Origin of the sequence: Micromonospora sp. WMMD1274, assembly GCF_049179035.1 — a bacterium.
Classification (GTDB): domain Bacteria; phylum Actinomycetota; class Actinomycetes; order Mycobacteriales; family Micromonosporaceae; genus Micromonospora; species Micromonospora tulbaghiae.
Genome location: NZ_JBMHMG010000001.1, coordinates 38,322 through 64,640, shown reverse-complemented (window position 1 = coordinate 64,640; position 26,319 = coordinate 38,322). Strand labels below are relative to the sequence as shown.

Genomic DNA, 26,319 nt, shown 5'->3' with positions numbered 1-26,319 from the left:
GTCAGCGGGCGTCTCAGCGCCCGGCGGACCTGCGGAACTGGGCGATCGCCAGGGGGATCGACAGGGCCAGCAGAGCGCCGATCCACAGCGCGGAGGCGGCGACCGGGTGTTGCAGCGGCCAGACGTCCGGCGCGGTGGACGGGTCGACGTTGCCGAACTGGACCCGGACCGCCTGGACGATCGCCGAGACCGGGTTCCACTCGGCGACCGGTTGCAGGACGCCCGGCATGGAATCGATCGGCACGTAGGCGTTGGAGAGGAAGCCCAGCGGGATGGCGATGGTGAAGCCGGTGCTGCTGACCGCCTCCGGCGCCCGGGACGCCAGCCCCACCACGGCCATCAGCCACGACAGCGCGTACGCGAACGCCAGCAGGATCAGGAATCCCAGCGCCGCCTCGGGCACCGACGTGCGGCTGCGCCACCCCACGACCAGGCCGAGCAGCGCGGTGACGGTGATGACCACACCGCTGTTCACCAGGTCGCTCGTGGTGCGGCCGACGAGCACCGCGGACCGGGAGATGGGCATCGACATCAGCCGGTCGACGATGCCGTTGCGCAGGTCGGCGGCGATCGCGGTGCCGGTGTTGACGGCGCCGAAGAGGACCGCCTGCACGAAGATGCCGCCGAGCAGGTACTCGCGGTACGGCACCCCCTGCGCGTCGATCGCGCCGCCGACGATGAAGCCGAACAGCAGCGTCATCATCGCCGGCGCGATGGCCGCGTTGAGCAGCATCTCCGGTACGCGCAGGATCATCCTCAGGTTGCGCTTCGCGACGACGACGCCCTCACCGAAGGCCAGTACGACGGCGTTCACTGCTTCTCCTCCACGGTCTCCTTGGCGGGCTCGTCGCCGGTCCGCCGACCTGGGCCGGTGAGGGCGAGGAAGACGTCGTCCAGCGTCGCCGTGCGCAGCGCGGCGTCCCGGACCGGGATGCCGGCCTGGCGCAGCAGCCGCGCGCCGGCCAGGAGCATGTCCACGCCGTCGCCGGCCGGCACAGAGATCCGGCCGGCGGCCTCGTCCACGCTGGCCGGTCCGGTGCCGAGCGAGGTGAGCACCGCCTGTGCGGCGGACAGGTCGGCGTCCGGCCCGAGGGTGATCTCCAGGCTGGTGCCGGAGACCCGCCGCTTCAGCTCGTCCGGCGTGCCGCCGGCGACCACCCGGCCATGGTCGATCACCACGATCTGGTCGGCCAGCCGGTCGGCCTCCTCGAGGTACTGGGTGGTCAGCAGCAGCGTCATGCCGCCGGAGACCAGCTCACCGATGGTGTCCCACAGCGCCGTCCGGCTCCGGGTGTCCAGGCCGGTGGTCGGCTCGTCCAGGAACAGCACCCGCGGCGTACGGATCAGCGCGGCGGCCAGGTCGAGGCGCCGCCGCATGCCGCCGGAGTACTCCTTCGCCCGGCGGCCCGCGGCGTCCACGAGGTCGAAGCGTTGCAGCAGCTCGTCGGCCCGCTGCCGGCTCTGCCGGGAGCCCAGGTGCAGCAGCCGGCCCAGCATCTCCAGGTTCTCGAACCCGGAGAGGTTCTCGTCCACGGCGGCGTGCTGCCCGGACAGGCTGATCACCCGGCGTACCTCGGCGGCCTGGGTGACCACGTCGAACCCGGCCACCTCGGCCCGGCCGCCGGTCGGGGCGAGCAGTGTGGTGAGCAGCCGGACGGCGGTGCTCTTGCCCGCGCCGTTCGGCCCGAGGATCCCGGTGATGGTGCCCTCCGGCACCACCAGGTCCAGGCCGTCCAGCGCGGTCACCTTGTCGAACTGTCTGCGTAGCCCGTCAGCGACGATGGCGTTCGCCACGTCGTCTCCTCCCTCTGCGGTTCGGTCGGGATGCTCACCGGCCGGCCGGCCGAACCGCAGTGGGAGCCGGTCGCGCCGGCCCGGTCAGAACTCGACCGTGAGCGCGGTCAGCCCGCGCAGCGTGAGCCCGGGCCGCCAGGGCGTCTCGTCGAGGCTCTCCGCCGGGCGCAGGTCGGGCATCCGGGCGAGCAGCGTGGTGATGGCGACCTGCCCCTCGACGCGGGCCAGCGGCGCGCCCAGGCACATGTGGGCGCCCCGGCCGAAGGCGAGGTGCCGGTTGGCGGTCCGTTCGATGTCGAGCCGGTCCGGCTCCGAGTAGCGGCCCGGATCGCGGTCGGCGGCCGCGAGGACGCCGATCACCATCTCGCCGCGGCTGATCGGCACGCCGCCGATCTCGGTGTCCTCGGCTGCGAACCGCGGGAAGCTGATCTCGATCGGGCCGTGGTAGCGCAGCATCTCCTCGACGGCGCCCGGCGCCAGCTCGGGCTTGTCGCGCAGCAGCCGCAGCTGGTCGGGGTTGCGGAACAGCGCCAGGACCATGTTGCCGATCAGGTGCTGCGTGGTGCCGAGGCCGCCGACCACGAGCAGCGCCACCATCTTCAGCAACTCGTCGTCGCTCATCCGCTCGCCGTCGGCCTCGGCCAGGGCCATCCCGGAGATCAGGTCGTCGCCGGGCTCGGCGCGCTTGCGCTGGATCAGCGCGTCCAGGTAGCGCACGAACTCCTCGATCTCGGCCATCACCTGGGCCGGGTTCATGCCCTGCGGCGCGGACTGCGCGGACGTCGGGTCCAGCGACAGCAGCAGTTCGGACCAGAGCCGGAACCGGTCCCGGTCGGCGCGGGGGATGCCCAGCATGTCGGACATGACGGTGAGCGGCAGCGGCACCGCGAAGTCCTCGACCAGGTCGAAGGTCCGCCCCTCACGTTCGAGCAGCCCGTCGACCAGCTGGTCGGTGATCTGCTGGACGCCGGGGCGCAGCCGCTCGACGTACTGCGGCGTGAACGCCTGCTGCACCAGCCGGCGCTGCCGGGTGTGCTCGGGCGGGTCGACGCTGCCCATGCTGCCGCCGAGCAGCCGCACCACCGCCTCGGGCAGCGCCGGCGCCTCCATGCCCTCGGGCATCACGGTCGGGCTGGTCTTGAACCGGTGGTAGTCGGTGAGGAAGCTGGTGCACTCGTCGTAGCCGGTGACCAGCCAGACGTCCTGGCCGGTGGGCATCCGGACCCGGGAGACCGGGTTGGCGTCGCGGAGGGCGGCGTAGGTGTCGTAGGCCGTCTCCCGTGCGGCGGGCGACATCAGGTCCGGTTGTTCGGAGGTCGTCACGTCGGCGTCCCCTCTCCAGCGTTCGGCCGCACCGGTCGGCGCCGGCTCCGGATGAGCATTTCCGGGCCATGGCGACACCTCTGCTCAGAGTTGAGCACCGGCCACCCTGCGCACTACTGCGCAGACGTCACCGGCCCTCTTCCGGTGGACTGCGTGCTGTTGTCCTGGTTCCCTTCGATGACGGAGCGCCGACGCATGGACCTCGAAACCACGGAGACCGAACGCCTGCGCACGCTGGACCAGCAGCGCGTGTGGCACCCGTACACCCCCACCGACGCCTACCTCAACGCCAAGCCCCTGGTGATCACCCACGGCGAGGGTGTCTACCTGGTGGACAGCGACGGCAACCGCTATCTCGACGCGGGCTCCTCGCTGGGCGTGAACATCCACGGCCACCAACGTCGGGAACTGAACGAGGCGCTGGCCGCGCAGGCGGCGAAGATCGCGCACACCACGCTCTACGGCATGACCCACCCGGGCGCGGCGGAACTCGCCGACCGGCTGGTCCGGCTCGCCCCGGAGGGCATCGACAAGGTGCTGTTCCTGGAGTCCGGCTCCAGCGCCGTGGAGACGGCGATGAAGATGGCGTACTCCTACTGGGTCTTCAAGGGATCGCCGCAGCGCAACAAGTTCGTGTCCATGGGCGGGGCCTTCCACGGCGACACCATCGGCGCGCTGTCGGTGGGCCAGATGACGATCCTGAAGAACTTCTACCAGCCGCTGCTGCGCGAGACCAGCTCGTTCGCCCAGCCGTACGCGTACCGCTGCGGGTTGTGCAACAACAACTGCAACCTGGCCTGTGCGGACACGCTGGAGGAGGTGCTGGAGCGCGAGGGCGACGAGGTCGCCGCCGTGCTCGTGGAGCCGCGCGTGCAGAACGTCAGCGGCATGATCGTGGCGCGCGACGGTCACCTGGCCCGGGTCGCCGAGATCGCCCGCCGCTACGGCGTCCTGCTCATCGCCGACGAGCTGGGTGTGGGCTTCGGCCGTACCGGCCCGATGTTCGCCTGCCAGGCCGACGGCGTGTCGCCCGACATCCTCTGCGTCGGCAAGGGCCTGACCGGCGGGTACATGCCGTTGACGGCGACCATGGCGTCGGCGGAGGTGTTCGACGCGTTCCGCGGTGACGGCAAGATGCTGCTGTCCGGGCACACGTTCTCCGGCAACCCGCTCGCCGTCGCCGTGGCGCTGGCGAGCCTGGACCTGTTCGAGAAGGACGACCTGATCCGGCACGGCCAGGCGCAGGCCGTGGTCCTGGCCGAGGAGCTGGACAAGTTCCGCAGCGTCCCGCACGTCGGCGACGTCCGGCAGTGCGGCCTGCTGGCCGCCGTCGAGCTGGTGGCCGACGTGGAGACGCGCGAGCCGTTCCCGATGGAGCTGGGCGTTGCGACCCGTATCACCGAGCGGTGCCGCGAGCTCGGCATGATCATCCACTCGGCGCCGAGCGACACCATCGTCATCGTGCCGCCGCTGGTGATGACCGAGGAGGAGCTGCGCACGATGTCGCGGATCCTGCTCCAGGCGACGCAGGAGGTCGTGGCCTCGCTGTCCGCCTGAGCGCGGGAGAACGGGAACGGGACGGGCGCGGGCCCGTCCCGTTCCGTCGTCTTCAGGACCGGCTCAGGACCGGCTCAGGACCGGCTCAGGACCGGCTCAGGACCGCACGGCGAGATCGGCCAGGAGCGCCTCGGCCAGCTCGGCGGGCGGGCCGGCCAGATAGAAGTGACCGCCGCTGAACACCCGCAGGCTGAAGCCGGCCGACGTGACCTCGGCCCAGGAGCGCATCTCCGTCACGTCGACCTCCGGATCGGCGTCGCCGGTGAACGCCGACACGGGACAGCGCAGCGGTGGGCCGGGCAACTGCCGGTACGTCTCGTTGACCGCGAAGTCGGCGCGCAGCCCCGGCAGGAACAACGCCATCAGGTCGTGCCGCCGCAGCACCTCGTCCGGCGTGCCGCCCAGCGCCGCGACGGCCGGCAGGAACTCGTCCGCGCCGAGCGTGTGCCGGTCCGGCCGGCGGGCGGGCAGGTGCGGCGCGCGCCGGCCGGAGACGAACAGCCGCGCCGGACCGTTCGGCCCGGCGGACAGCCGCCGGGCGGTCTCGTACGCGACCACCGCGCCCATGCTGTGGCCGAACAACGCGTACGGGCGGTCCGCGTGCGCGGCGATCGCGGCGGCCAGCGGCGGCACGACGTGCTCGATGCTGGTGTACGGCGGCTCCGACAGCCGGGACTCCCGGCCGGGCAGCACGACCGGGCAGACGCCCAGGTACGGCTCCAGCGCGGCGCGCCACGGCCGGAAGAACGAGCCGCCGCCCCCGGCGTGCGGGACGCAGTACAGCAGCATCGGGGCGTCCGGGTCGGCCGGGCCCTTGATCCACTGGTTGCTCATCGTTCCTCCTCGTCGGACCGCAGCACCACGTGCCCCACGGTGCCGGTCGCGCCGACCGCCGTGACGAGCGCGCGCAGCGGGACGCCGGTCCACGGCTCGGACCGGCGGACGAACCGCACCGGCAGCGCGCCGAGGTCGACGAGCGGGTGGGGCGTCTCCGCCACCAGGGTCGGTACGAGCCGGCGGTGCCGCAGCTGGAGGAGCACCTTGGTCAGCTGCGCGAGCCCGGACGCGGCCTCCGCGTGGCCCAGGTTCGGCTTGAGGGTGCCGATCGGCACGCGTACCCCCTCGGGACCGGGCGCGGCCGCGGCCAGGAACCGCCCCACGGCCTCGATCTCGGCGGCGTCGGACAGGGCGGCCCCGGAGGCCGCGCACTCGACGTACCCGATGTCGGCGGGGGTGAGCCCGGCCCGGCCCACCGCCTCGGTGAGCGAGCCGGCCAGGGTGGCCGCGTCGGGCGTGCCGAACCGGCTCGTCGCGCCGCTGTGCCCCACCCAGGTGCTCTCCACCACGGCGTCGACGCGGTCGCGGTCCCGGCGCGCGTCGCCGAGCCGGCGCAGCAGCAGCGCGCCGGCGCCCTCGCCGGGCGACCAGCCGCCGGCGGCGGCGTCCAGCGCCCGGTGCGGCGTCTCGGCGACCAGGCCCAGCCCGCGCAGCACCGCCACGTGGTACGGATGCGCCAGCAGGTTCACCGCGCCGACCACGGCGGCGTCGCAGTCGCCCCGGTCGAGGCTCTCGGCCGCCTGGCGCAGCGCGGTCAGCGCGGAGGAACAGGAGGTGTCCACGGCGACGCTCGGGCCGCGGAAGTCGAAGGTGTGGGAGATCCGGTTGGCGATCTCCGAGCCGGTGCCGGCGATCCGGGCCGGGTCGCCGTCGCGCCACCGGTCGGTGCCGGCGAGGCGGTGGTCGTGCCACATCACCCCGACGAAGACACCGACCCGGCCGAGGGACGCCGGGGTGTGGCCGGCGTCCTCCAGGCACGCCCACACCACTTCGAGCAGGACGCGTACCTGCGGGTCGAGGACGGCCGCCTCGGCCGGTGCGATCCCGAAGACCATGCTGTCGAACGTCTCCAGGCCGGACAGGTAGCCGCCGGCGGGTCCGGCGCCCCGCCCGGGCGGGGGTGGCGTGATCGCGCAGTGGCCGGCGTCGAGGTTGCGCCAGAGCGTCCCGACGTCGTCCGCGCCGGGGTAGCGGCCGGCCACCCCGACGACGGCGATCTCGTGCGGCCCCGCGGCGGGCGGTGGACCGGCGGCGGGCGTCTCGGCCTCGTCGTCGCGCGTCACCGGACCGCACAGGAACGCCTGCTGGAACACGTGGCCGTCGCCCAGCCGCAACGCGGCGCGCACCGGCGCCTCGGCGACCGCGCCGACCGGGCACAGCCCGAGGCCGTGGTCGGCCTGGGCGCCCATCAGCACCTGGCCGAGGTAACCGGCCTCCAGGGCGAGGTACCGCTCGGCGTCGTCGCCGTAGAGCGGGCGGATCGCCCGCGTCTGCCCGACGAGGAGGATCTGGAACGCCGCCCGGTCGTACACCGGCCGGTTGTAGACGAAGTGCGCGGTGCGGTCCAGGGCCGCGCCGTCGTCGATGCGGCGCAGCGTGTGCTCGTCGGGGTGGTGGTAGTAGACGCCGGCCGGCAGCCCGGTGACCCGGTCGCCGGGCACGTGGACGTAGACCTGCACGCCGTAGGTGTCGCCGGCCGACGGGTACAGCCGTCGCGCCCGGTCGCCGTCGGGCAGCGGGCGCAGCAGGCCCAGCAGACCCGCCACCGTGGACAGCGGCACGGGCCGGTCGAGGAAGTCGCGGCGCGAGGCCCGCCGCCGGTACCGCCGCCGCGCGGGGCGCTCCCCGGACAGCGGCACCGCCTCGCCGTCGTCGCGCAGGTCCAGCCGGGCCGCGGCGAAGGCGGACCGCTCGGTGGGGGAGAGCACGTCGACCGTCCGCGGCGGCGGCGCGGCGGCCGGGGGCGGGTCCGCGGGTACGGGTGCGGGCGGGCCGGGCGACAGGTGCGCGGCGATGCCGTCGATCGTCGGGTTCTCCAGCAGCGCCGCCACCGGCACCCGGGTGCCGAGACGCTCGTGCAGCCGGGCCGAGACCTGGACCATGGTGAACGACGTGGCGCCCTGGTCCCACAGGTCGGCCGCCGGGTCGACGGTCTCGCCGAGCAGGTCGGCGAACAGTTCCGTGAGCACCTGACGGACGCCCGGCGCGTGCGGGGCGTCCGCCGGTTCCGGCGGCGCGACCGGTGTGTGTGCGGCGTCCGGCGCGGGCGGCGTGACCGGCGGCAGCGGCCACGGCAGGGCGGCGCGGTCCAGCTTGCCGTTGTCGGTGGCGGGGAACTGCTCCAGCACGGCCAGGTGGCTCGGCACCATGTAGTCGGGCAGCGTCTCGGCGGCGAAGGCCCGCAGGTCGCGTACGGCCGGGGCGGTGCCGCCGGAGGACAGCAGGTACGCCACCAGCTTGCGCTCGCCGCCCTCCTCTCGGGCGACCACCACCGCGTCCTTGACGCCCGGATGGCCGCGCAGCCGGTGCTCGATCTCGCCGAGTTCCACCCGGAACCCGCGGATCTTCACCTGGTGGTCGGCGCGGCCCAGGAAGGTCAGGTTGCCGTCCGGCAGGAACGCCGCCCGGTCGCCGGTGCGGTACATCCGGTCGCCGGGCGGCCCGAACGGGCACGGCACGAACCGGTCCTCGGTGAGGTCCGGGCGGTTGTGGTAACCGACGGCGAGCACCTCCCCGGCGATGTAGAGGTCTCCCTCGACGCCGGGCCGGCACGGGCGCCGGTCGTCGTCCAGGACGTAGTAGCGGGCGTTGTCGATCGGCCGGCCGTACGGGATGCTGCGCCACCCGGGGTCGGCCGTCCCGACCCGGTAGAAGTTCGACCACACGGTGGCCTCGGTCGCCCCGCCGAGGTTGACGATCTCGGCGGCGGTGAAACAGGCCCGCAGCTCGTCGGGCAGGGACAGCGGCGTGTGGTCCCCGCTGAGGAACACCAGCCGCAGGTCGGTGGTGCCGGGCCCGCCGCGGTGCGCGGCGGTCAGCGGTACGACGTGCGCCAGGGTGGTCGGCGCGGAGTTCCAGAACGTGACCGGCTCCCGCAGCAGGACGTCCAGCAGCAGCGCCGGGTCCTTCTGCTGCTCGGAGTCGGCCACGTAGATCGAAGCGCCGTAGCCGAGCAGCCCGAGGATGTCGAACACGGACAGGTCGAAGCCGAGCGACGTCACGCACAGCCCGGTGTCCTCCGGTCCGAAGCGGAACGTCCGGCGCGCCCAGTGCAGGAGGTTGTGCACGGCCCGGTGGGTGACCGCGACCCCCTTGGGCCGGCCGGTGCTGCCGGAGGTGAAGATGACGTACGCGAGGTCGTCCTCGCCGGTGCACGGCTCCGGGTCCGGTACGGCGGCCGCACCGACCCGGTCGGCGTGGACCACGGCGATCCCGTCCGGCCGGCCCGGCGCGGGCAGGTCCAGGTCACCGGTCGTGACGAGCGCGATCGCGCCCGCGTCGGCGAGCATCAGCGCGGCCCGCGCCGGCGGCAGTGACGGCTCCACCGGCAGGTAGGCGCCACCGGCCTTGAGCACGCCGTACACGGCGGCGACCATGAGCGGCCCCCGGGCGACGCTGATCCCGACCACGGATCCGGCGCCGACGCCCGCGGCGCGCAGCCGGACCGCGATCCGGTTCGCCACCGCGTTCAGCTCACCGAAGGACGTGGTCCCGCCGCGCCCGCGTACGGCGACCGCCTCGGGCCGGGCCCGGGCCTGGGCCTCGAACAGCAGGTGCACCGGCCCGGCGTGCGGGAACTCGACGGCGGTGTCGTTCCACCCGTACAGGACGTCGCCGAGGTCCGCCAGCTCGGCCAGCGCCGACCGGTACGCGTCGAAGATCCGGTCCAGGTCGTCGTCGCCGATCGCGTCCTCGGTGGCGTCCCAGAACAACCGCAGCGTGTCGTCGCCCTCGTCGATCGCGATGCAGTCCAGCGCCACGTCGGGTGTGCACGTCAGCCACGGGCCGGCTGTCACCCCGTCCGGCAGCGGCACGTCGCCGAGTTCGAGCAGCCCGGTGCACACGACCGGGTAGCCGGCGCCGCCGTCGCGCATCCGCCGCAGCACCAGCCGCCGCAGCTCGGCCAGGCCCGACGCGCCGTCCGCCGCCGCGTCGGCGGTGATCTGCCGGTCGTAGCGCTCGGCGAGGTCGAGCAGGCCCTCGCCCGGCTCGCCCGCGGCCAGCCAGCTCAGCGCGGTCAGCTCGGCGGGCCGGAACGGCTCGGACCGCGGCGTCCACCGCACCAGCGGCACCGCGAAGCGGTCGTGGTGGCAGGTGCCGAGCGCGGTGGTGAGCGCGGCCATGAGCAGCGCGTCGAGCGCGAGGCCGCGTTCCCGGGCCAGCCGCCGGATCCGCGTCCAGCCCGCCACCCGGGCGGTACGCCGCCGCCGCGGCCCGGCGTGCGCCTCGATCGGCGGGCCGGGCGGAAGGTCGGCCAGGCGGTCCTGCCAGTACCGGCGGGCGTGCGGGTCCGGCGGCGCCTGCGGCGCGCGGGGCGGCCCGGCCACCGGCGTGCCCGGGTCGGCGTAGCGGCGCATCAGCTCGCGCAGCAGCAGGTGGATGCTGCGGCCGTCGGCCACCAGCAGGTCCAGCGCCACGTGCACGGTCGCCGCGCCGGCCTCGTCCACCTGGACGCGCAGCTCACCCTGGGGGAGCCGGCCGAGCGGGAAGGCCCGCCCCACCATGTCCCGCTGCACCGCGTCGGACGACGGCCCGCCGGGCCCGGTCACCGGGATGTGCCACCGGTCCGGCACGTCGTCGCGGGTGACCAGCCGGCCGTCCGGGGTGACGACGGTCCGCAGCGGCTCGTGCGCGGCGAGCAGGCCCAGCCACGCCGACTCCAGCCGGGACAGGTCGAGCCGGTCGACGGCGAAGGCGTGCACCACCTGGCAGCCGCTCCACGGCCCGGTGCCGCCCGTGGTCCGGGCCACGAAGTACGCCTGCTGGAGGTCGTTGAGGGGACGGCCGGCGTCGTCGGGGACGGGCCGCAGCCAGCGCAGCGTGTTGACGAACCAGGCGAAGGTCGCGGCGACCACGCCCGGGGCGAAGGCGTCCTCCGCGACGTCCCACCGCACGCGCAGCTCCCCGTCGCGCTCGCCGATCTGCGCGTCGAGCGTGACGCCGGTGGTCTGGCTGACCGCGTACCGGCCGTCGGCGCCGGTGCCGCCCACGTCGAGCAGGCTGGTGAACACCACCGGCAGCCGCGCCGGGACCGGCAGCCGGCGCGACCGCAGCTCACGGAGCGCGGCCACGCCGGGCACGTCGGCGTGTTCGAGGTCGCGGCGCAGCCGGTCGTGGACCGCCCGGGCGGCCTCGGCGAACGGCCGCCCGGTCGTCGGCTCGGCGACGAACACGGTGGTCGAGGTGAACGGCCCGGGCACACCGGCCGCGTCGGCGGGCAGCCACAGCCGGCTGTTGGTGGTGAGCACGAGCGAGAACGCCGCGTCGGCGCCGGCCCGCCGCAACGCCTCGGTGAAGGCGGTGAGCACCACAGCGGTCGGGGAGACGCCGAGATCGACCGCGTACGCGGTCACCGCGGCCCACTCGCGCCGGGTCAGCGCCGCCGTGTACGGCACCCGCACCGGGCCGGGCTCCACGCCGGAGGTGGGCAGGGCGGGTCCGGGTGGCAGGTCGCGCAGCGCGTCGGCCCAGTACTCCAGGCCGGCGCGGTACCCGTCGCCGTCGCGGTGGGCGGCGAGCGCCACGCCGAGGTCCCGCAGCGAGGCGCCGGGGGCGGGCAGCTCGTGGCCGGGGTCGTCGTAGAGCGCCCGGAGCTGCTCGACGAGCAGCTCCAGCCCGGCGCCGTCGACGATCGCCGCGTCGACGCTGAGGTGCAGCACACCGCCGCCGTCCGGGGCACGGGTCACCTCGACCGTCCACAGCGGCTCGTCGGCCGGGCCGTAGGAGTGGTGGGAGAGGCGCCGGCGTACCTCCTCGGCGTCGGCGCCGACCGGCATGGTCCAGTCCGGCGGCCGCTCGGCCACCCGCTGACGCCCGTCGGGGGCCAGCACGAGCCGCAGCGCCTCGTGGTGCCCGACCAGCCGCCCCCACGCCGCGCGCAGGCGGTCCACGTCCAGGTCGGCGACGTCGTACTCGCGGTAGAGGTGGCAGCCGGGCCCGCCGGTCGCCTTGGCCAGCAGGTAGCCCTCCTGAAGCGGGGTGAGCGGGAACGGCTCGTGCCGCCGCCCGGGCTCGGGGCGTACATCGGGACGCAGCCCCGCACCGGCGGGCGCGGCCCGGGCGGCCAGCTCGGCCAGTTCCCGGGCGGTGGCGCAGCGGCGCAGCGCGTCGGTCGGCAGCTCGGTGCCGAACGCGGCGCCGACCTCCAGCAGCACCCGCGCGGCGGCGAGGGAACCGAGTCCCAGGTCGCCCAGGTCCGTGTCGGCGTCCGCCGTGACTCCGGCCGGCAGCACGCCCGACAGGACGCCCAGGACGATCTCCACGCGGTCCGGGATGGCGGTCTGCTCGTTCATGCGCTCCCCGCTCCGAAGGCCGGCCCTGTCGCCGCAACCTAAGCGGCGCCGGACCGGGCGTGCTGCTCAACTCTGGGCAGCCAGTGCGTCCGGCGGGCCGGACAGTCCAAGTCGTGTCCACCAGACCGAAGTCCGCCTGGGTGTTCCCGGGGCAGGGCGCGCAGCGCCGGGGCATGGGCGGTGACCTGTTCGACCGCTTCCCGGCCGAGTGCGCCGCCGCCGACCGGATCATCGGCGTACCGGTGGCCCGGCTGTGCCGCGACGACGCCCTGCTCGGCGACACCCGGTACGCGCAGCCGGCGCTGTTCGTGGTCGGCGCGCTCGCCTACCTGGCGGCACGCGACGAGGAGCCGCCGCCGGACTACCTCGCCGGGCACAGCCTCGGCGAGTACGCGGCGCTGTTCGCGGCCGGCTGCCTGGACTTCGAGGACGCGCTGCGCCTGGTGTGCCGCCGCGGCGAGATCATGGCGCGGGCGGCCGGCGGCGGCATGCTCGCCGTGCTCGGCGAACGGCTGGACCGGCTGCCCGGGGTGCTCGCCGACGCCGGTGTCGACGACGTGGACGTGGCCAACGACAACGCCGACGGCCAGGTGACGCTCTCCGGCCCGCGCGAGTCGCTGTCGGCCGCGGCGCGGGCGGTCACCGCCGCCGGTCTGGGCCGCTGCGTCACGCTTCCGGTGGCCGCCGCGTTCCACTCGCGGTACATGCGCGCCGCCGCGGCCGAGTTCGCCGACGTGCTGTCGGAGGTCCGGTTCGCGCCGCCGCGGGTGCCGGTGATCTCCAACGTGACCGCCCGGCCGCACGACCCGCTGCTGCTGCCCGACCTGCTCGCCGTGCAGCTGCGCCGCCCGGTGCGGTGGCGCGAGACGATGGCGTACCTGGTCGGCCGCGGCGTGCGCACGGTGCGTGAGCTGGGTCCGGGCCGGGTGCTGACGGACCTGTTCCGCCCGGTGCTCGCGGCGGCGCCGGCCGTGCCGGACGGCGGCGACCGGGGACCGGCGGCGCTCGGCTGTCAGCGGTTCCGCGCCGACTACGGCGTCACGTGGGCCTACCTCGCCGGCTCGATGTACCGCGGGATCAGCTCGGTGGCGATGGTCGCCCGCCTGGGCAAGGCGGGCCTGCTCGGCTTCTTCGGCGCGGGTGGCTTCGACCGCGACGAGGTCGAGGCGGTCCTGCGCTCGCTCACCGCGGATCCCGGTCCGGGCCGCTTCGGCATGAACCTGCTGGCGATGCCGGACAACCCGGCGCTGGAGTCGGCGCTGGCGGAGCTGTACGTCCGGCACGACGTCCGCTACGTCGAGGCGGCCGGGTACACCGGCGTCACCGCGGCGCTGGTGCGGTTCCGGTTCGCCGGCGCGCACCTGAGCGCCGACGGCACCCCGGTCGCCGTCCGGCACGTCGTGGCGAAGGTGTCCCGGCCCGAGGTCGCGGCCGCGTTCCTGGCACCGCCGCCGGCGTCCGTGCTCGCCGCTCTCGTGGCCGAGGGCGCGCTGTCCGCCGGGGAGGCCGCGGCGGCGGCGCGGCTGCCGGTCAGCGGCGACCTGTGCGCCGAGGCCGACTCGGCCGGGCACACCGACGCGCGGTCTGCGCTGACGCTCGTGCCGGACCTCGTCCTGCTGCGTGACGCGGAGATGCTCCGGCACCGCTACCCGGAGCGGATCCGGGTGGGCGCCGCGGGCGGGCTGGGCACCCCGGAGGCGGTCGCCGCGGCGTTCGTGCTCGGCGCCGACTTCGTGGTCACCGGGTCGATCAACCAGGCCACCCCGGAGGCCGGGACGTCACCGGAGGTCAAGGATCTGCTGGCGCGCGCCGGGATCCAGGACACGGCGTACGCGCCGGCCGGTGACACGTTCGAGTTCGGCTCCCGCGTGCAGGTGCTGCGCCGCGGCACGATGTTCGCGGCGCGGGCCACCCAGCTGCTCCAGCTCTACCACCGCTACGACACCTGGGACGAGGTGCCCGCCGCGATCCGCGACGCCGTGGAACGGACCACCTTCCGCCGGCCGTTCGCGCAGGTGTGGCGGGAGACCGAGCGGCACTACCGGGACACCGGCCGGGCCGCGGAGGTGGAGCGCGCCGACCCGCGCCGGCGGATGGCACTGGCGTTCAAGTGGTACTTCGCCCACGCCACGGACGTGGCGCTGCGCGGCGACACCACGGAACGGGCGAACTTCCAGGTCCACACCGGACCGGCGATGGGCGCCTTCAACAGGTACGTGCGCGGCACCGAACTGGCCGACTGGCGGCTGCGGCACGTCGACGTCATCGCCGAACTGCTGATGCGCGGCGCGGCCGACGTCCTGCGCCGGCACTGTCCGCCGGTGGCCAGTAGTGAGCAGAGCGGCTGCTCCGATGCTGACTAGCGTGTCCGGGCGCCCACCGAACCAGCCGAAGCGAAGGAGTCTCCGATGACCACCACATCGAGTCCGCCGTTCGTGTTGCCGACCGCCCAGGCCCAGACCTCGATCGACCGGGCCGCGATCCTGCACTCGGGCAACGCCGGCGTGATCGTCGAACGGGTCGGTCAGTTGCGTGCCGAGTTCCGCTCCGAGGCCCGGCAGTTCGCCCGGGAGCTGTCGGAGTACCTCAACACCAACTACGCCGGCATCATCACGGTGTTCGTCTACGAGGAGACCTTCGGCACGAAGGACCGCCTCCACTGGCTGATGCACCTGAAGTCGCTGCACGCGTACGAGACGCTGATCGAGATGGGCAGCCGCGACGCCGGGTGGCGGGACATCATCATGCGCCAGCGCATCGACCCCGCGCGCGGCGGCGGCACGTGGGACCGGATGTTCCTCGACGGCGACCTGCACGAGACGGTGCTCATCCCGTCGGCCTTCGGCATGTACGGCACGTCGGACGAGACGCCGGACTCGGTGCGGACCACCGACGGCGCGGCCACGTTCACCGTGCCCACCGCGCAGCTCCAGACCGACGTGCCGGTCGAGGACCAGCTCAACTCCGCCACCTGCGGCATCCTCATGCACCGCACCGGCGAGCTGCGCTACGAGTTCCGCGCCGAGGGGCGCGCGTTCGCCCGGGCGCTGTGCGAGAGCTGGAACCGGGCGCTGGCCGGCCACGCCACCATCTACCTGTACGAGGAGGCGTTCGGCCGGTCCGACCGCATCCACCACTTCATCCACCTGAAGTCGCTCAGCTCGTACTACACGCTGATGGGCGTCCGCGCGATGAGCGACCCCGCCACCCGCGAGGTGTTCACCCGCCAGTGGATCCCGGAGGAGAAGGGCGGCGGGGGCTGGGAACGGATGTTCGTCCAGTCCAGCCTGTCCGACCTGTCGCTCACGCCCCAGCACTGGGGCATGTACGCCACCAAGACGGAGCGGTGACCGATGCCCGTGACTGACTGCCTGCACACGATCTTCGCCCGGCGGGCGGCGGAACAGCCGCACCGGATCGCGGTGACCTGCGGCGACCACCGGCTGTCCTACAGCGAGCTGGACCGGCTCTCCGGTGAGCTGGCCGAGCGGCTGCGCGGGTACGGGGTGCGCCCCGGCGTCCACGTCGGAGTGTGCGTCGACCGCTCGGTCGACCTGGTCGTGTCCGTCCTGGCGGTGGTCAAGGCGGGTGGCGCGTACGTGCCGGTGGACGCCGAGCATCCGGCCGCGCGGGTCGCGGCGGTGCTGGCCGGCAGCCGGGTTCCGGTGACGGTGGCGGTGACCCGGACCGCCGACTCCCTCGCGGAGTGGTCGGGCCCGGTGCTGTGGGCCGACGACAGCGAGGACGACGACGCCGCCGACGACGAGGACGAGGACACCGACGGCGACGACACCGACGGCGAGGACCCGCAGGGCGAGGTCACGGCGGTCGAGGTCACGGCCGCCGACGGCACGGCGGAGCGGGCCGGCGGCACCGGCGCCGTGGTGGAGCCCGCCGCCGAGGCCGGGCCGGACGACCCCGCGTACGTCATCCACACGTCCGGTTCCACCGGGGCGCCGAAGGGCGTGGAGGTGACCCACCGCAGCGTCGTGGCGCTGCTGGAGCACGGCGCCGGACGGTTCGGCTTCGGCAGCGAAGACACGTGGACGCTGTTCCACTCGATCGGCTTCGACTTCTCCGTCTGGGAGCTGTGGGGCGCGCTGCTGTCCGGCGGCCGGCTCGTCGTCGTACCGGGGCGCGTGGCCCGGACCCCGGCGCTGATGCTGGACCTGGTGCGGCGCGAACAGGTCACCGTGCTCAACCAGACCCCGTCGGCGTTCCGCCAGTTCGCCGCCGCCTACCTGGCCGACGAGGGCCCGGACGAGCTGCGCCTGGTGGTGTTCGGCGGCGAGCGGCTCGACGTCGGGGTGCTGGCGCCGTGGATCGCCCGGCGCGGCGACGACCGGCCGGAGCTGGTCAACATGTACGGCATCACCGAGGTGACGGTGCACGCCACCGCCCGCCGGATCGTCGCGGCGGACCTCGACCGGCCGTCGGTGAGCCCGATCGGCCGGCCCCTGCCCGGCGTCCGGATCGAGCTGCGCGACGAGACCGGCGCGGTGGTGCCCGACGGCACACCGGGGGAGCTGTACGTGGCGGGCGCCGGGCTGGCGCGGGGATACCTGCACCAGCCGGAGTTGACCGCCGAGCGGTTCGTCACCTCCGGCGGTGAGCGCTGGTACCGCTCCGGGGACCGGGCCGTGCGGACCGACGGCGACCTGGTCTACCTCGGCCGGGTCGACAGGCAGTTGAAGGTCCGCGGCTACCGGATCGAGCCGGGGGAGGTGGAGGCGGCGGTCCTGGCCCATCCCGGCGTCGGCACCGCGCTGGTGACCGCCCAGGACTTCGGCGAGGGCGACGTACGCCTGGTCGCCTACGTCACGCCCCCGCCCGGCGCGGACCCGCACACGCTCACCGAGGCGGACCTCGCCGCGACCGTGGCGGACCTGCCCGGCTACCTGCGGCCGTCCCGCTTCCACGTGGTCGCCGACATCCCGCTCACCGTGCAGGGCAAGGCCGACGTGGCGGTCCTGGACCGCCTGGCCGAACCGGCCGGCGACGACGCCGTGTCCGGGGTGAAGGCGATCGCCGACGAGGTGCTGCGCCGCGACGTGCCGGTGGACGGCGACCTGTTCGACCTCGGCGCCACGTCGCTGGCCCTCACCCGGATCGTGGCCATGGTGAACGACCGGTTCGGCATCGCGCTGACCGGCGCCGAGATGGAGGAACCCACGGTCGGGTGCCTCGCCGAGGTGGTGGACGCGTCCCGACGCCACCATTCCCTGCAACAGGTAGGAGGATGACATGGAGGACGACTACACGCTCACCGACGAGGAGCTGGCCGGCTTCCACCGCAACGGGTACTTCGGCCCGTTCCCGGTGTACGAGGTCGAGGAGATGCAGCGGCGGTGGCGGCGGGAACGGCTGCGCCTGCTGGACCGCTCGCACGCGGTCTACCAGGACGAGGCCGCGCTCTCCGGCAACACCAACATCTCCAACTACGACCGGCACCTGGACAACGAGTTCCTGGCCGACCACATCTGCCACCCGCGCATCGTCGACCGCGTCGTCAGCGTGCTCGGCCCGGACGTGCAGTGCTGGCGGTCGGAGTTCTTCCCCAAGTACCCCGGCGACGAGGGCACCGACTGGCACCAGGCCGACACGTTCGCCAACGCCTCCGGCAAGCCGCAGATCCTCTGGCCCGGCGACGCGAAGGACTTCGGCGGCACGATCACCGTCTGGACGGCCTTCACCGAGGCCAACGAGGAGACCGGGTGCCTCCAGTTCATCCCGGGCACCCACCGGACGATGTTCTACGACGAGACCAAGCGCATGCACTACGACCCGTCCTCCATCAACAGCACCGACAAGGACGGCGTACGCCGCGGCTTCTTCGGCTACGACTACCGCGAGCTGCAGATCGACCCGGACTGGAAGCCCGACGAGTCCAAGGCGGTGTCGATGGTGATGCGGCCCGGCGAGGCGATCATGTTCTGGTCCACGCTGATGCACGCGTCGCTGCCGCACGCCGGGCGGACCGAGGAGATGCGGCTCGGCTTCGCCGGCCGGTACGTGCCGGTGTCGGTGGACGTCTACCCGGACACCGACGTCATCGAGGAGTACGGCGGCGCCGTGTCGCTGGACCGCTGGGGCTCGGTGCTCGTCGCGGGACACAACGGCAACCCGCACAACCGGATGGCGACCGAGACCACGCGGGGTCACCGGTTCACCCGGCGGGACCGCTCCGGGGCGCGGGTGTCGCCGGCATGACCGTCTTCGAGGTCGTGAAGGCGAGCCTCGTCGAGGTCGTCCCGGACGTCGACCCGGCGAGTGTCACCGCCGGGCGCACGCTGAGCGACCTCGGCTGCACGAGCATCGACCGGGCCGAGGTCGTGACGCTGGCCATGGAGCGGCTCGGCATCGTGGTGCCGATCTCCGAGTTCCGCGACGTCAACGACCTCGACCGGATCGTCGAGCTGCTGCGGACACACATGTGAGCACGGTCGCGGTGACCGGCACCGGGATCGTCTGCGCGATCGGGGCGGACGTCCCGTCGTTCACCACGGCGCTGCGGGCGGGCCGCAGCGGTGTCGTCGGCACCGCTGACGGCCTGGCCGCGCCGATCACCGGGTGGTCCTTCGAGGACGCGGTGGCCGGCGCGCCCGAACCGCTGCGCCGCCGGGCGGTCCGGGCCGCGGCCCGGGCGCCGCGGCCGGTGCGGGCCGCCGTCGCGGCGGCGCTGCAGGCGTGGACCGGGGCCGGCCTGCCCGGCGCCCGGATCCCCGGCGACCGGGTCGGCATCGTGGTGGCCGGGCACAACCTGACCGCGCGCTACACGCACGAGCTGTACCGGACCTGGCAGGAACGGCCGGCGTACCTGCCGGCCCGGTTCGCCCTGCACGTCCAGGACACCGACCACGTCGGCACGCTCAGCGAGGTGCTGTCCGCGACCGGCGAGGGGTTCACCGTCGGCGGGGCGTCGGCCAGCGGCAACGTCGGCATCGTGCACGCCGCCCGGCTGGTCGCCGCCGGCGCGGTGGACTGCTGCGTCCTGGTCGGCGCGGTCACCGAGCTGACACCGATGCACCACCGGGGCTTCGCCGTGCTCGGCGCGCTCGCCGAGCCGGGCGGCGACCCGGCCGCCGCCTGCCGGCCGTTCGACCAGGACCGGCGCGGTTTCGTGCCCGGCGAGGCCGCCGCGGCGCTGGTGCTGGAACGCCCCGCCGCCGCGGCCCGGCGGAGTGCGGAGGTCCTGGCGACGGTGCCCGGGTACGCGCTCGGCCTGGACGCCAACCGGCTCGCCGACCCCGACGCGGCCGGGCAGGCCCGCGTGATCCGGGCCGCCCTGGCCGCCGCGGGACTGGCCCCGCACGAGGTGGACTACGTCAACGCCCACGCCACCGGTTCCCGGCTGGGCGACGAGACGGAACTCGCGTCGCTGCACGACGTGCTCGGCGCCGCCGCCGGCCGGCCGTGGGTGAACGCCACCAAGGCGCTGACCGGTCACTGCCTCGGGTCGGCCGGGGTGGTCGAGGCCGTCGCCACGGTCGCGCAGCTCACCGGCGGCTTCGTGCACCCCAACCCGAACCTGGCCCGACCGATCGACGCCCGGATCCGGTTCGCCGGCCCCGGGCCCGAGCCCGCCCGGCTGCGGTACGCGCTGTCCACCGGCTTCGGCTTCGGGGGCGTCAACACGGCCGTGGTCCTCGCCCGTACCGCCGATGGAGGTTGAACGATCATGTACGACGTCGTCGTCGTCGGGGCCCGCTGCGCGGGCGCGCCGACCGCCATGCTCCTGGCCCGCCAGGGCCACCGGGTGCTGCTGCTGGACCGCAGCGGCTTCCCGGCCGACAAGCTCTCCACGCTCTACATCCAGCAGCCGGGCGTCGCGCGGCTGGCCCGCTGGGGCCTGCTGGACGCGCTGCGGGCCACCGGCTGCCCGCCGCTGGACCACGTCGTCTACGAGCTGGGTGACGTCCGCGTCGAGGGCTGCTGCAGCGGCATCGACGGCATCCGCGCGGCGTACGCGCCCCGCCGCTCGATCCTGGACCCGCTGCTGGCCGGCGCCGCGGTCGACGCGGGCGCCGAGTTCCGCGACGACTGCCGGGTCACCGGCCTGCTGTGGGAGGACGACCGGGTCGTCGGGGTGCGCACCGACCGCGGCGACGAGCGGGCCGCGCTGGTCGTCGGCGCCGACGGGATGCGCTCCACGGTCGCCGGGCTCGTGAACGCGCCGACGACGACCGCCCACCCGCCGCTGACCTGCGCGTACTACGCGTTCTGGGACGGGCCGAAGACGCACTTCGAGATGTACGAGGGCGACACCGGCTGGGTGTCGGCGGTGCCGACGAACGACGGCGCCGTGCTCATCGCCGCCTACTACCCGCAGCAGCGCTTCGACGAGGTCCGGCACGACGCGCAGGCGGCCTACCTGGACAACGTGCGGACCAACGCGCCGCGGCTGTACGAGCAGATGGAGCGCGGCCGGCAGATCGGGGCCGTGCACGGCACCGGTGACCAGCAGAACTTCTTCCGCCGCGCGCACGGCCCCGGCTGGGCGCTCGCCGGCGACGCCGGCCACCACAAGGACTCGCTGACCGCGCGCGGCATCTCCGACGCGTTCATGCAGGCCGAACTGCTCGCCGAGACGGTGGGCGGGCACCTGGCCGACCGGACACGGCTCGACGCCGCGCTGGCCGACTACGACCGGGAACGCGAGCAGCGGCTGATGGAGAACTACCAGGCGACCCTGCTGGTGGCCCAGGCCGAGGCGCGGGACAAGCGCCGCGCGCTGCTGCGCGCCGTCGGCAGCAGCCCCGAGCTGACCACCCGCTACTTCGACGCGGTGGCCGGGATCGTCTCGCTGCGGGAGCTGTACACCCCGGAACTGATGGCGCTGATGTCCGCCCCGACGGCCACCTGACACCGCGCCCTATTGAGCAGACACCCGTGCCGATGATCGGCGACCGTCAGATCCGCAGACGTCTTGCGATCCGATTTCACCGGCACGACTTTTTGTGGAGGAACCATGTCGCCCACCCCGTACGACTCGCCGTTCAATCGCCGCGCGCTGCTCCGGATGGGCCTCGTCGCGGGCGCCGCGGTGGCCGGCGTGCCGCTGCTGTCGGCCTGCGGCGACGACGAGGAGCCGTCGCCGGCGGCGGCCGGCGGGGGGTCGCTGGCGGTGCTGAAGGTGGGCGCGCCGAACGCGGTCACCGACGCCGAGGCCGGCAACCCGCTGCTGACCAGCATCGGCGCGACGCTCATCGTCATGCGGCACGTGTACGACTCACTGATGGTGCTCGACAACGGCGAGTACAAGTACCAGCTCGCCGAGTCGGTGCAGCCCAACGCCGACGGCAGCGTGTGGACGATCAACCTGCGTTCCGGGGTGACGTTCCACGACGGCAAGCCGGTCACCGCCGCCGACGTGGTGCACAGCATCCGTACGCTCGGCGCCAAGCCCAGCAACCGGGCCTCCGTCTACGCCAACGTCGACCTCGCCAAGGTGACGGCCGTCGACGACCGCACGGTCACCGTGCCGCTGCTGACCCCGCGCGGCGACTTCAAGGAAGCCGTCCTCGTCGTCTTCTCGCCGGTCTTCCCGGCCGGCATGACCGAGTTCAGCAAGCCGATCGGGTCGGGCCCGTACCGGCTGGCCGAGCGCAACGGCACCACGACCCGGCTGGTCGCCAACGAGCAGTACTGGGGCGGCAAGCCGAGCGTCGCCGAACTCCAGGTGGTCGGCATCCTCGACGCCGGCGCCCGGCTGTCGGCGCTGAAGGCGGGGCAGGTCGACTACGCCGTCAGCATCAGCTCCACCGGCGCGAAGACCGAGGCGGCGAACAGCGAACTCACGGTCGTCCGGGGCGGCCCGGCGAACGCCAACGCGCTGTCGTTCGCGATGAACCAGAAGCTCGCGCCGTTCGACGACGCCCGGGTCCGCCAGGCGGTCCGGCTCGCGGTGGACCGGCAGGCGCTGGTCGACAACGCGCTGCTCGGGCTCGGCTCGACCGCCGACGACGTGGTCGGCAAGAGCCTGCCCGGCTACGCCGACCTGCCGGCGCGCGCCCGCGACCTGGAGCAGGCGAAGCGGCTGTTCGCCGAGGCCGGGATCACCAAGCTGACGCTGCGGACCGGCGAGCTCGTCCCCGGCATGCTCAACGCCAGCCGGCTGCTGGCCCAGCAGCTCAAGGAGGCGGGCGTCGAGCTGACGCTCCAGGAGATCTCGCCCGACGCCTACTACGCCGACCTCACCACGCTGGCCACGCACCCGTTTCAGGCGTTCTACTACGTGAACCGGCCGGCCGCCGTGCACCTGTCGGCGGTCACCCACGGCAAGGCGCCGTTCAACGTCACCGGCACGTCGGCCGCCTACCAGGAGCGGCTGGCGAAGGCCCAGGCGACAGTCGACGACAACGCCCGCGCGGAGGCGTTCAAGGCGTTGCAGGAGGAGTTCTACAAGGAGGGCGGCGACCTGCTGTGGGGCTTCCAGGAGCAGCTCGACGCCGCCCGTAAGGGGATCAGCGGGGTCCGCACGATGCAGTCGATCCAGCTGTTCGACCGGGCGACCGGGCCGGCGTGACCGCGCTCGGGTTCCTGGCCCGACGGCTGCTGGCGACGGTAGCCACGCTGTTCGCGGTGGCGGTAGTGCTCTTCGCCGGCTCGGAGGTGCTCCCGGGTGACGCCGCGTCGGCGTCACTCGGGCCCGACGCCACCATCGAGAAGGTCGCGCAGCGCCGGGCCGAACTCGGCGTCGACCGGCCCTGGCCGGTGCGGTTCGTCGAGTGGGGGACCGCGGCGCTGCGCCTCGACCTGGGCACCAGCACCTCGATGCACCGGCCGGTGGTCGACGTCGTCGCCGAGCCGCTGGCCGCCACCGGCCTCCTGGTCGGCCTCACCGCGGCGGTGACGGTGCCGCTGGCGATGGGACTGGGGCTGCTCACCGGGCTGCGGCCGGGCGGCCGGGTGGACCGGGCGGTGTCGGCGGTCGCGGTGGTGGCGGTGTCGATCCCGCAGTTCGTCACCGCCGGCCTGCTCGTGCTGGTCTTCGCCGACCTGTGGCCGCTGCTGCCGGCGATCTCGCTCCCGCCGCTGGGCGGCGGACCGCTGGACCGGCCGGAGATCCTGGTGCTGCCGGTGGCCGCGCTGACGCTGTTCGGCGCGGCGTGGGCGAGCCGGATCGTGCGGGCCACGGTCATCGACGCGGACGCGATGCCCCACGTCGAGGCGGCCCGGCTGGCCGGGCTGCCCGAGCGGGTGGTCGTGGCGCGGCACCTGCTGCCCGCGGCGGCGCCGCCGTGCGCGCAGACGTTCGCGTGGCTGCTGTCCGGGCTGTTCGGCGGCACCACTGTGGTCGAGGTGGTGTTCAACTACCCGGGCCTGTCGCAGACGCTGGTGGCGGCGGTCCGCAACCACGACACCGCCGTCCTGGAGGGGGTCGGGCTGCTCCTCGCCGCGATCATCCTCGTCTCGTTCATCGTGGCCGACCTGCTCGTCCTCGCGGTCGACCCCCGGCTGCGGGTGGCCGCCCGATGAGGGCCGCGCGGTGGCTGCTCGCCGGGACGGCAGCGGCCGTGGTGCTGCTCGTGCTGGGCGTCGCGTTGTTCGGCCCGCTGTTCGCCGGCGAGCCGGAGCGGATCGTCGGGCTGCCCTACAGCGCGCCGACGGCGGGCAGCCCGCTGGGCACCGACAGCGCCGGACGGGACGTGCTGGACCGGGTGCTGGCCGGCGGCCGGCCGCTGGTGGCCGTGCCGGTGGTGGCGACGATCCTGGCAACCGTGCTCGGCCTGGTGCTGGGCCTGCTCGGCGGCTACTTCGCCGGGATCACCGACGCCGTGGTGTCCCGGCTGGACTACCTGCTGCTGGGCCTGCCGCCGGTGCTGATCCTGCTGGTGCTGCTGCACGGCTGGGGGTACAGCGCCACCACGATGATCATCGTGGTGGTGCTGACCGGCACGCCGTTCGTCTCCCGGGTGACCCGGGCCGAGACGCTCCGCGCGGTCGAGGACGGCTACGTGGTGGCCGCCTACGCCGGCGGCGACTCGCACCTGTCGGTGATCGTCCGGGAGATCCTGCCGAACATCGTCCGGCCGGTGCTCGCCGACTTCGGCACCCGCCTCGCCATCGCGGTCACGCTGACGGCGGCGGCGGCGTTCCTCGGCTTCGGCTCCAGCGGCCCGAACTGGGGGGCCATGATCAGCCAGAACGTCGAGGGCATCCAGCTCACCCCGTGGGGCGTCGCGGTGCCGGCGGTCCTGCTCGGCGTGCTCACCGTCGCCGCGAACCTCGGCATCGACCGGATCGTCGGGCGGGTGCTGCGATGATCGAGATCAGCGGGCTGCGGGTCGAGGACACCGCCGGGCGGGCCGTCCTGGAGAACCTGTCGTTACGCGTCGCCGAGGGCGAGCGGGTCGCCGTCGTCGGCGAGTCCGGGGCGGGCAAGACAACGCTGGCGATGGCCCTCGTCGGGGCGGTACGGCGCGGACTACGGGTGGCCGGAGGCACGGTCGTGGTCGACGGGCACGACGTGCTGACGGCCTCCGGCGCCGAGGTGCGGCGGGTCCGGCGGCGGGTGCTGGCGTACCTCCCGCAGGATCCGCCGTCGGCGCTGAGCCCGACGTTGCGGGTGCGGGCGCAGATCCGCGAGCTGGCCGCGGACCGGTCCGACGCGGCCGTGAGCCGTGGGCTGGCCGAGGTGGGCCTGCCCGGCGACCGGGCCTTCCTGCGCCGGTACCCGCACCAGCTCTCGGGCGGTCAGCAGCAACGCCTGGCGCTGGCCCGGCTGCTGGCCGGCGACCCGCGCGGCCTGGTGCTGGACGAGCCGACCACGGGTCTGGACGGGCTGGTGCGCAAACAGGTGCTCGACCAGTTGGACCGGCTCTCCGCCGATCGCGGGCTGGCGGTCGTGCTCGTCACCCACGACCTCGCGGCGGCGGCCCGGATGACCGATCGCCTGATCGTGCTGCGGGGCGGCGTCGTGGTGGAGCAGGGACCGACCGCGCAGGTGCTCACCCGGCCGGCCGCCGCGTACACCCGGGACCTGCTCGCCGCGGTGCCGGACCTGCCGGCGGAGATGCGCCGTCGCGCCGCCACGCCCCAGCGGGGCGCGGAGGTCCTGACCGTGTCCGGGCTGTCGGTGCCGCGGGGTGGCCGGGTCGTCCTGGACGACGTGTCCCTGCGGTTGCGTGCCGGCGAGGCGCTTGCCCTGCTGGGCACGTCGGGCTGCGGCAAGACGACGCTCGCCCGGGCCGTCGTCGGAACGCTGCGCCCCAGCTCAGGCCGGGTGACGCTGTCCGGCGAGGTCCTGGAGCCGACGCTCGGGCGCCGGCCGGTGCACCAGCGACGCCGCTTGCAGCTCATCCCGCAGGACTCCGGCGGGTCGCTGAACCCGCGGCGGCCGGTGGGCGCGGCGATCGGCCGGGTGGTCCGCCTGGCCGGTGGGATGACGGCCGAGGCGGCCGCGGCGGAGACCCGACGGCTGATGGGGCTCGTCGGCCTGCCGGGGGAGCTGGCGTCGCGGCTGCCGCGGGAGCTGTCCGGCGGGCAGCGGCAACGCGTCGCGATCGCCCGCGCGCTCGCCGCCGGGGCCGACGTGCTCGTCTGCGACGAGATCACGTCGAGCCTCGACGCCCAGGTGGCGGCCTCGGTCCTGGCGCTGCTCGACTCGCTGCGGCGGACCCTGGGCCTGGCGGTGCTCATCGTGACGCACGACCTCGGTGTGATCGCTCGCAACGCGGACCGGGTCGCCGTGCTCAGCGGCGGGCGGATCGTCGAGGAGGGGAGTGTCGAGCAGGTGTTCGGCAACCCGCGCCACGAGGCGAGCAGGATGCTGCTGGACGCCGCGCGGCCCGTCACGGCGGCGGCGGACGTGCCGTGAGCGCCCGAGACGGAGGGCCGCTCCCGGTTTCCCGGTAGCGGCCCTCCGTCTCGGTATCAGGGCGTCAGACGAGTTCGTCGAGGAGCTCGTAGTTCAGCGTGAAGGTGTGGCTGCCGTCCTCCAGCTTGCGCATGGTGGCGGTGCCCTGGATGCCGGCGAGCCCCTCGGTGCCGGTCCCCGGCACGATGTGCCACTCGGCGCCGCCCTCCTCGTCGCTCATCAATCCGACGGCCTGGTGCTGGAGCATAAAACTGCCCTTGGAACCGCCGATCGACACTTCGATCACCTCGTGACCGACGTATCCGGCGCCGCCCTTGCCATAGGCGAACAGGAACTGCGCGCGGCTGGTGCCCTCGAGTTCACCGGAATACGTCTTGGTGACCGAGGCCCGCGAGAATTTCATGCCGTCGGGGGTCTCCTGCCACTCGTCTTCGTCCCAGGAGTCGAGCGTAAATGAAGCGGTCGCGGTGCTCACCT

General features: G+C 74.2%; 18 protein-coding genes. 12 read left to right on the top strand and 6 right to left on the bottom strand.

The window, feature by feature from the left end:
• Nucleotides 1-13: 13 nt before the first annotated feature.
• From ACN27D_RS00195 to ACN27D_RS00185, 3 genes are all read right to left on the bottom strand, one after another.
• Nucleotides 14-814 carry an ABC transporter permease gene (locus ACN27D_RS00195; protein ID WP_013476303.1) on the bottom strand — a complete coding sequence of 267 codons (801 nt, stop codon included), beginning with the start codon at nucleotides 812-814 and terminating at the stop codon, nucleotides 14-16.
• On the bottom strand, nucleotides 811-1,794 hold the full coding sequence (locus ACN27D_RS00190; RefSeq protein WP_421498188.1) for an ATP-binding cassette domain-containing protein: 984 nt from the start codon (nucleotides 1,792-1,794) through the stop codon (nucleotides 811-813). The genes ACN27D_RS00195 and ACN27D_RS00190 overlap by 4 nt, the downstream gene beginning before the upstream one ends.
• An 84-nt stretch (nucleotides 1,795-1,878) precedes the next feature.
• Entirely contained in the window at nucleotides 1,879-3,117 is a 1,239-nt protein-coding gene (locus ACN27D_RS00185) for a cytochrome P450 family protein (protein WP_120569404.1), read from the bottom strand.
• A gap of 195 nt (nucleotides 3,118-3,312) precedes the next feature.
• Between ACN27D_RS00185 and bioA the strand changes: the two genes are divergently transcribed.
• Entirely contained in the window at nucleotides 3,313-4,674 is a 1,362-nt protein-coding gene (gene bioA / locus ACN27D_RS00180; protein WP_120569405.1) for an adenosylmethionine--8-amino-7-oxononanoate transaminase, read from the top strand.
• 96 nt (nucleotides 4,675-4,770) lie between these two features.
• Here the strand turns inward: bioA and ACN27D_RS00175 are convergent, their stop codons facing one another.
• Nucleotides 4,771-5,508, bottom strand: coding sequence for a thioesterase II family protein (locus tag ACN27D_RS00175; RefSeq protein WP_421498187.1), 738 nt, complete (start codon nucleotides 5,506-5,508; stop codon nucleotides 4,771-4,773).
• Entirely contained in the window at nucleotides 5,505-12,023 is a 6,519-nt protein-coding gene (locus ACN27D_RS00170) for an amino acid adenylation domain-containing protein (RefSeq protein WP_421498186.1), read from the bottom strand. Before ACN27D_RS00170 ends, ACN27D_RS00175 begins: the two co-directional genes overlap by 4 nt.
• 113 nt (nucleotides 12,024-12,136) lie before the next feature.
• Here ACN27D_RS00170 and fabD point away from each other — a divergent pair, with 113 nt between their 5' ends.
• The 11 genes from fabD to ACN27D_RS00115 all read left to right on the top strand — a co-directional run bounded on the left by fabD (nucleotide 12,137) and on the right by ACN27D_RS00115 (nucleotide 25,842).
• A complete protein-coding gene (gene fabD / locus ACN27D_RS00165; protein ID WP_421498185.1) occupies nucleotides 12,137-14,386 on the top strand; it encodes an ACP S-malonyltransferase in 2,250 nt (749 codons plus the stop codon).
• 45 nt (nucleotides 14,387-14,431) lie between these two features.
• Nucleotides 14,432-15,373 carry a DUF6039 family protein gene (locus ACN27D_RS00160; protein ID WP_120569409.1) on the top strand — a complete coding sequence of 314 codons (942 nt, stop codon included), beginning with the start codon at nucleotides 14,432-14,434 and terminating at the stop codon, nucleotides 15,371-15,373.
• 3 nt (nucleotides 15,374-15,376) lie between these two features.
• Nucleotides 15,377-17,266, top strand: coding sequence for a non-ribosomal peptide synthetase (locus ACN27D_RS00155; protein ID WP_421498184.1), 1,890 nt, complete (start codon nucleotides 15,377-15,379; stop codon nucleotides 17,264-17,266).
• A 1-nt stretch (nucleotide 17,267) separates the two neighbouring features.
• Nucleotides 17,268-18,233: a chlorinating enzyme gene (locus tag ACN27D_RS00150; RefSeq protein ID WP_120569411.1), complete on the top strand. Its 966-nt coding sequence runs from the start codon at nucleotides 17,268-17,270 to the stop codon at nucleotides 18,231-18,233.
• Nucleotides 18,230-18,460 (top strand): phosphopantetheine-binding protein, encoded by a 231-nt coding sequence (locus ACN27D_RS00145; protein ID WP_013287026.1) that lies wholly within the window; start codon nucleotides 18,230-18,232, stop codon nucleotides 18,458-18,460. The genes ACN27D_RS00150 and ACN27D_RS00145 overlap by 4 nt, the downstream gene beginning before the upstream one ends.
• Entirely contained in the window at nucleotides 18,457-19,695 is a 1,239-nt protein-coding gene (locus ACN27D_RS00140; protein WP_421498183.1) for a beta-ketoacyl synthase N-terminal-like domain-containing protein, read from the top strand. Before ACN27D_RS00145 ends, ACN27D_RS00140 begins: the two co-directional genes overlap by 4 nt.
• Before the next feature lie 6 nt (nucleotides 19,696-19,701).
• Nucleotides 19,702-20,886, top strand: coding sequence for an NAD(P)/FAD-dependent oxidoreductase (locus ACN27D_RS00135; protein ID WP_358171512.1), 1,185 nt, complete (start codon nucleotides 19,702-19,704; stop codon nucleotides 20,884-20,886).
• A gap of 105 nt (nucleotides 20,887-20,991) precedes the next feature.
• On the top strand, nucleotides 20,992-22,548 hold the full coding sequence (locus ACN27D_RS00130) for an ABC transporter substrate-binding protein (protein ID WP_120569414.1): 1,557 nt from the start codon (nucleotides 20,992-20,994) through the stop codon (nucleotides 22,546-22,548).
• On the top strand, nucleotides 22,545-23,501 hold the full coding sequence (locus tag ACN27D_RS00125; RefSeq protein ID WP_421498182.1) for an ABC transporter permease: 957 nt from the start codon (nucleotides 22,545-22,547) through the stop codon (nucleotides 23,499-23,501). The genes ACN27D_RS00130 and ACN27D_RS00125 overlap by 4 nt, the downstream gene beginning before the upstream one ends.
• Nucleotides 23,498-24,289 carry an ABC transporter permease gene (locus tag ACN27D_RS00120; protein ID WP_120569416.1) on the top strand — a complete coding sequence of 264 codons (792 nt, stop codon included), beginning with the start codon at nucleotides 23,498-23,500 and terminating at the stop codon, nucleotides 24,287-24,289. Before ACN27D_RS00125 ends, ACN27D_RS00120 begins: the two co-directional genes overlap by 4 nt.
• On the top strand, nucleotides 24,286-25,842 hold the full coding sequence (locus ACN27D_RS00115) for an ABC transporter ATP-binding protein (protein WP_358171513.1): 1,557 nt from the start codon (nucleotides 24,286-24,288) through the stop codon (nucleotides 25,840-25,842). The genes ACN27D_RS00120 and ACN27D_RS00115 overlap by 4 nt, the downstream gene beginning before the upstream one ends.
• A gap of 64 nt (nucleotides 25,843-25,906) precedes the next feature.
• Here ACN27D_RS00115 and ACN27D_RS00110 read toward each other — a convergent pair whose 3' ends face one another.
• On the bottom strand, nucleotides 25,907-26,317 hold the full coding sequence (locus ACN27D_RS00110; protein WP_013287019.1) for a DUF3224 domain-containing protein: 411 nt from the start codon (nucleotides 26,315-26,317) through the stop codon (nucleotides 25,907-25,909).
• Nucleotides 26,318-26,319: the final 2 nt, after the last annotated feature.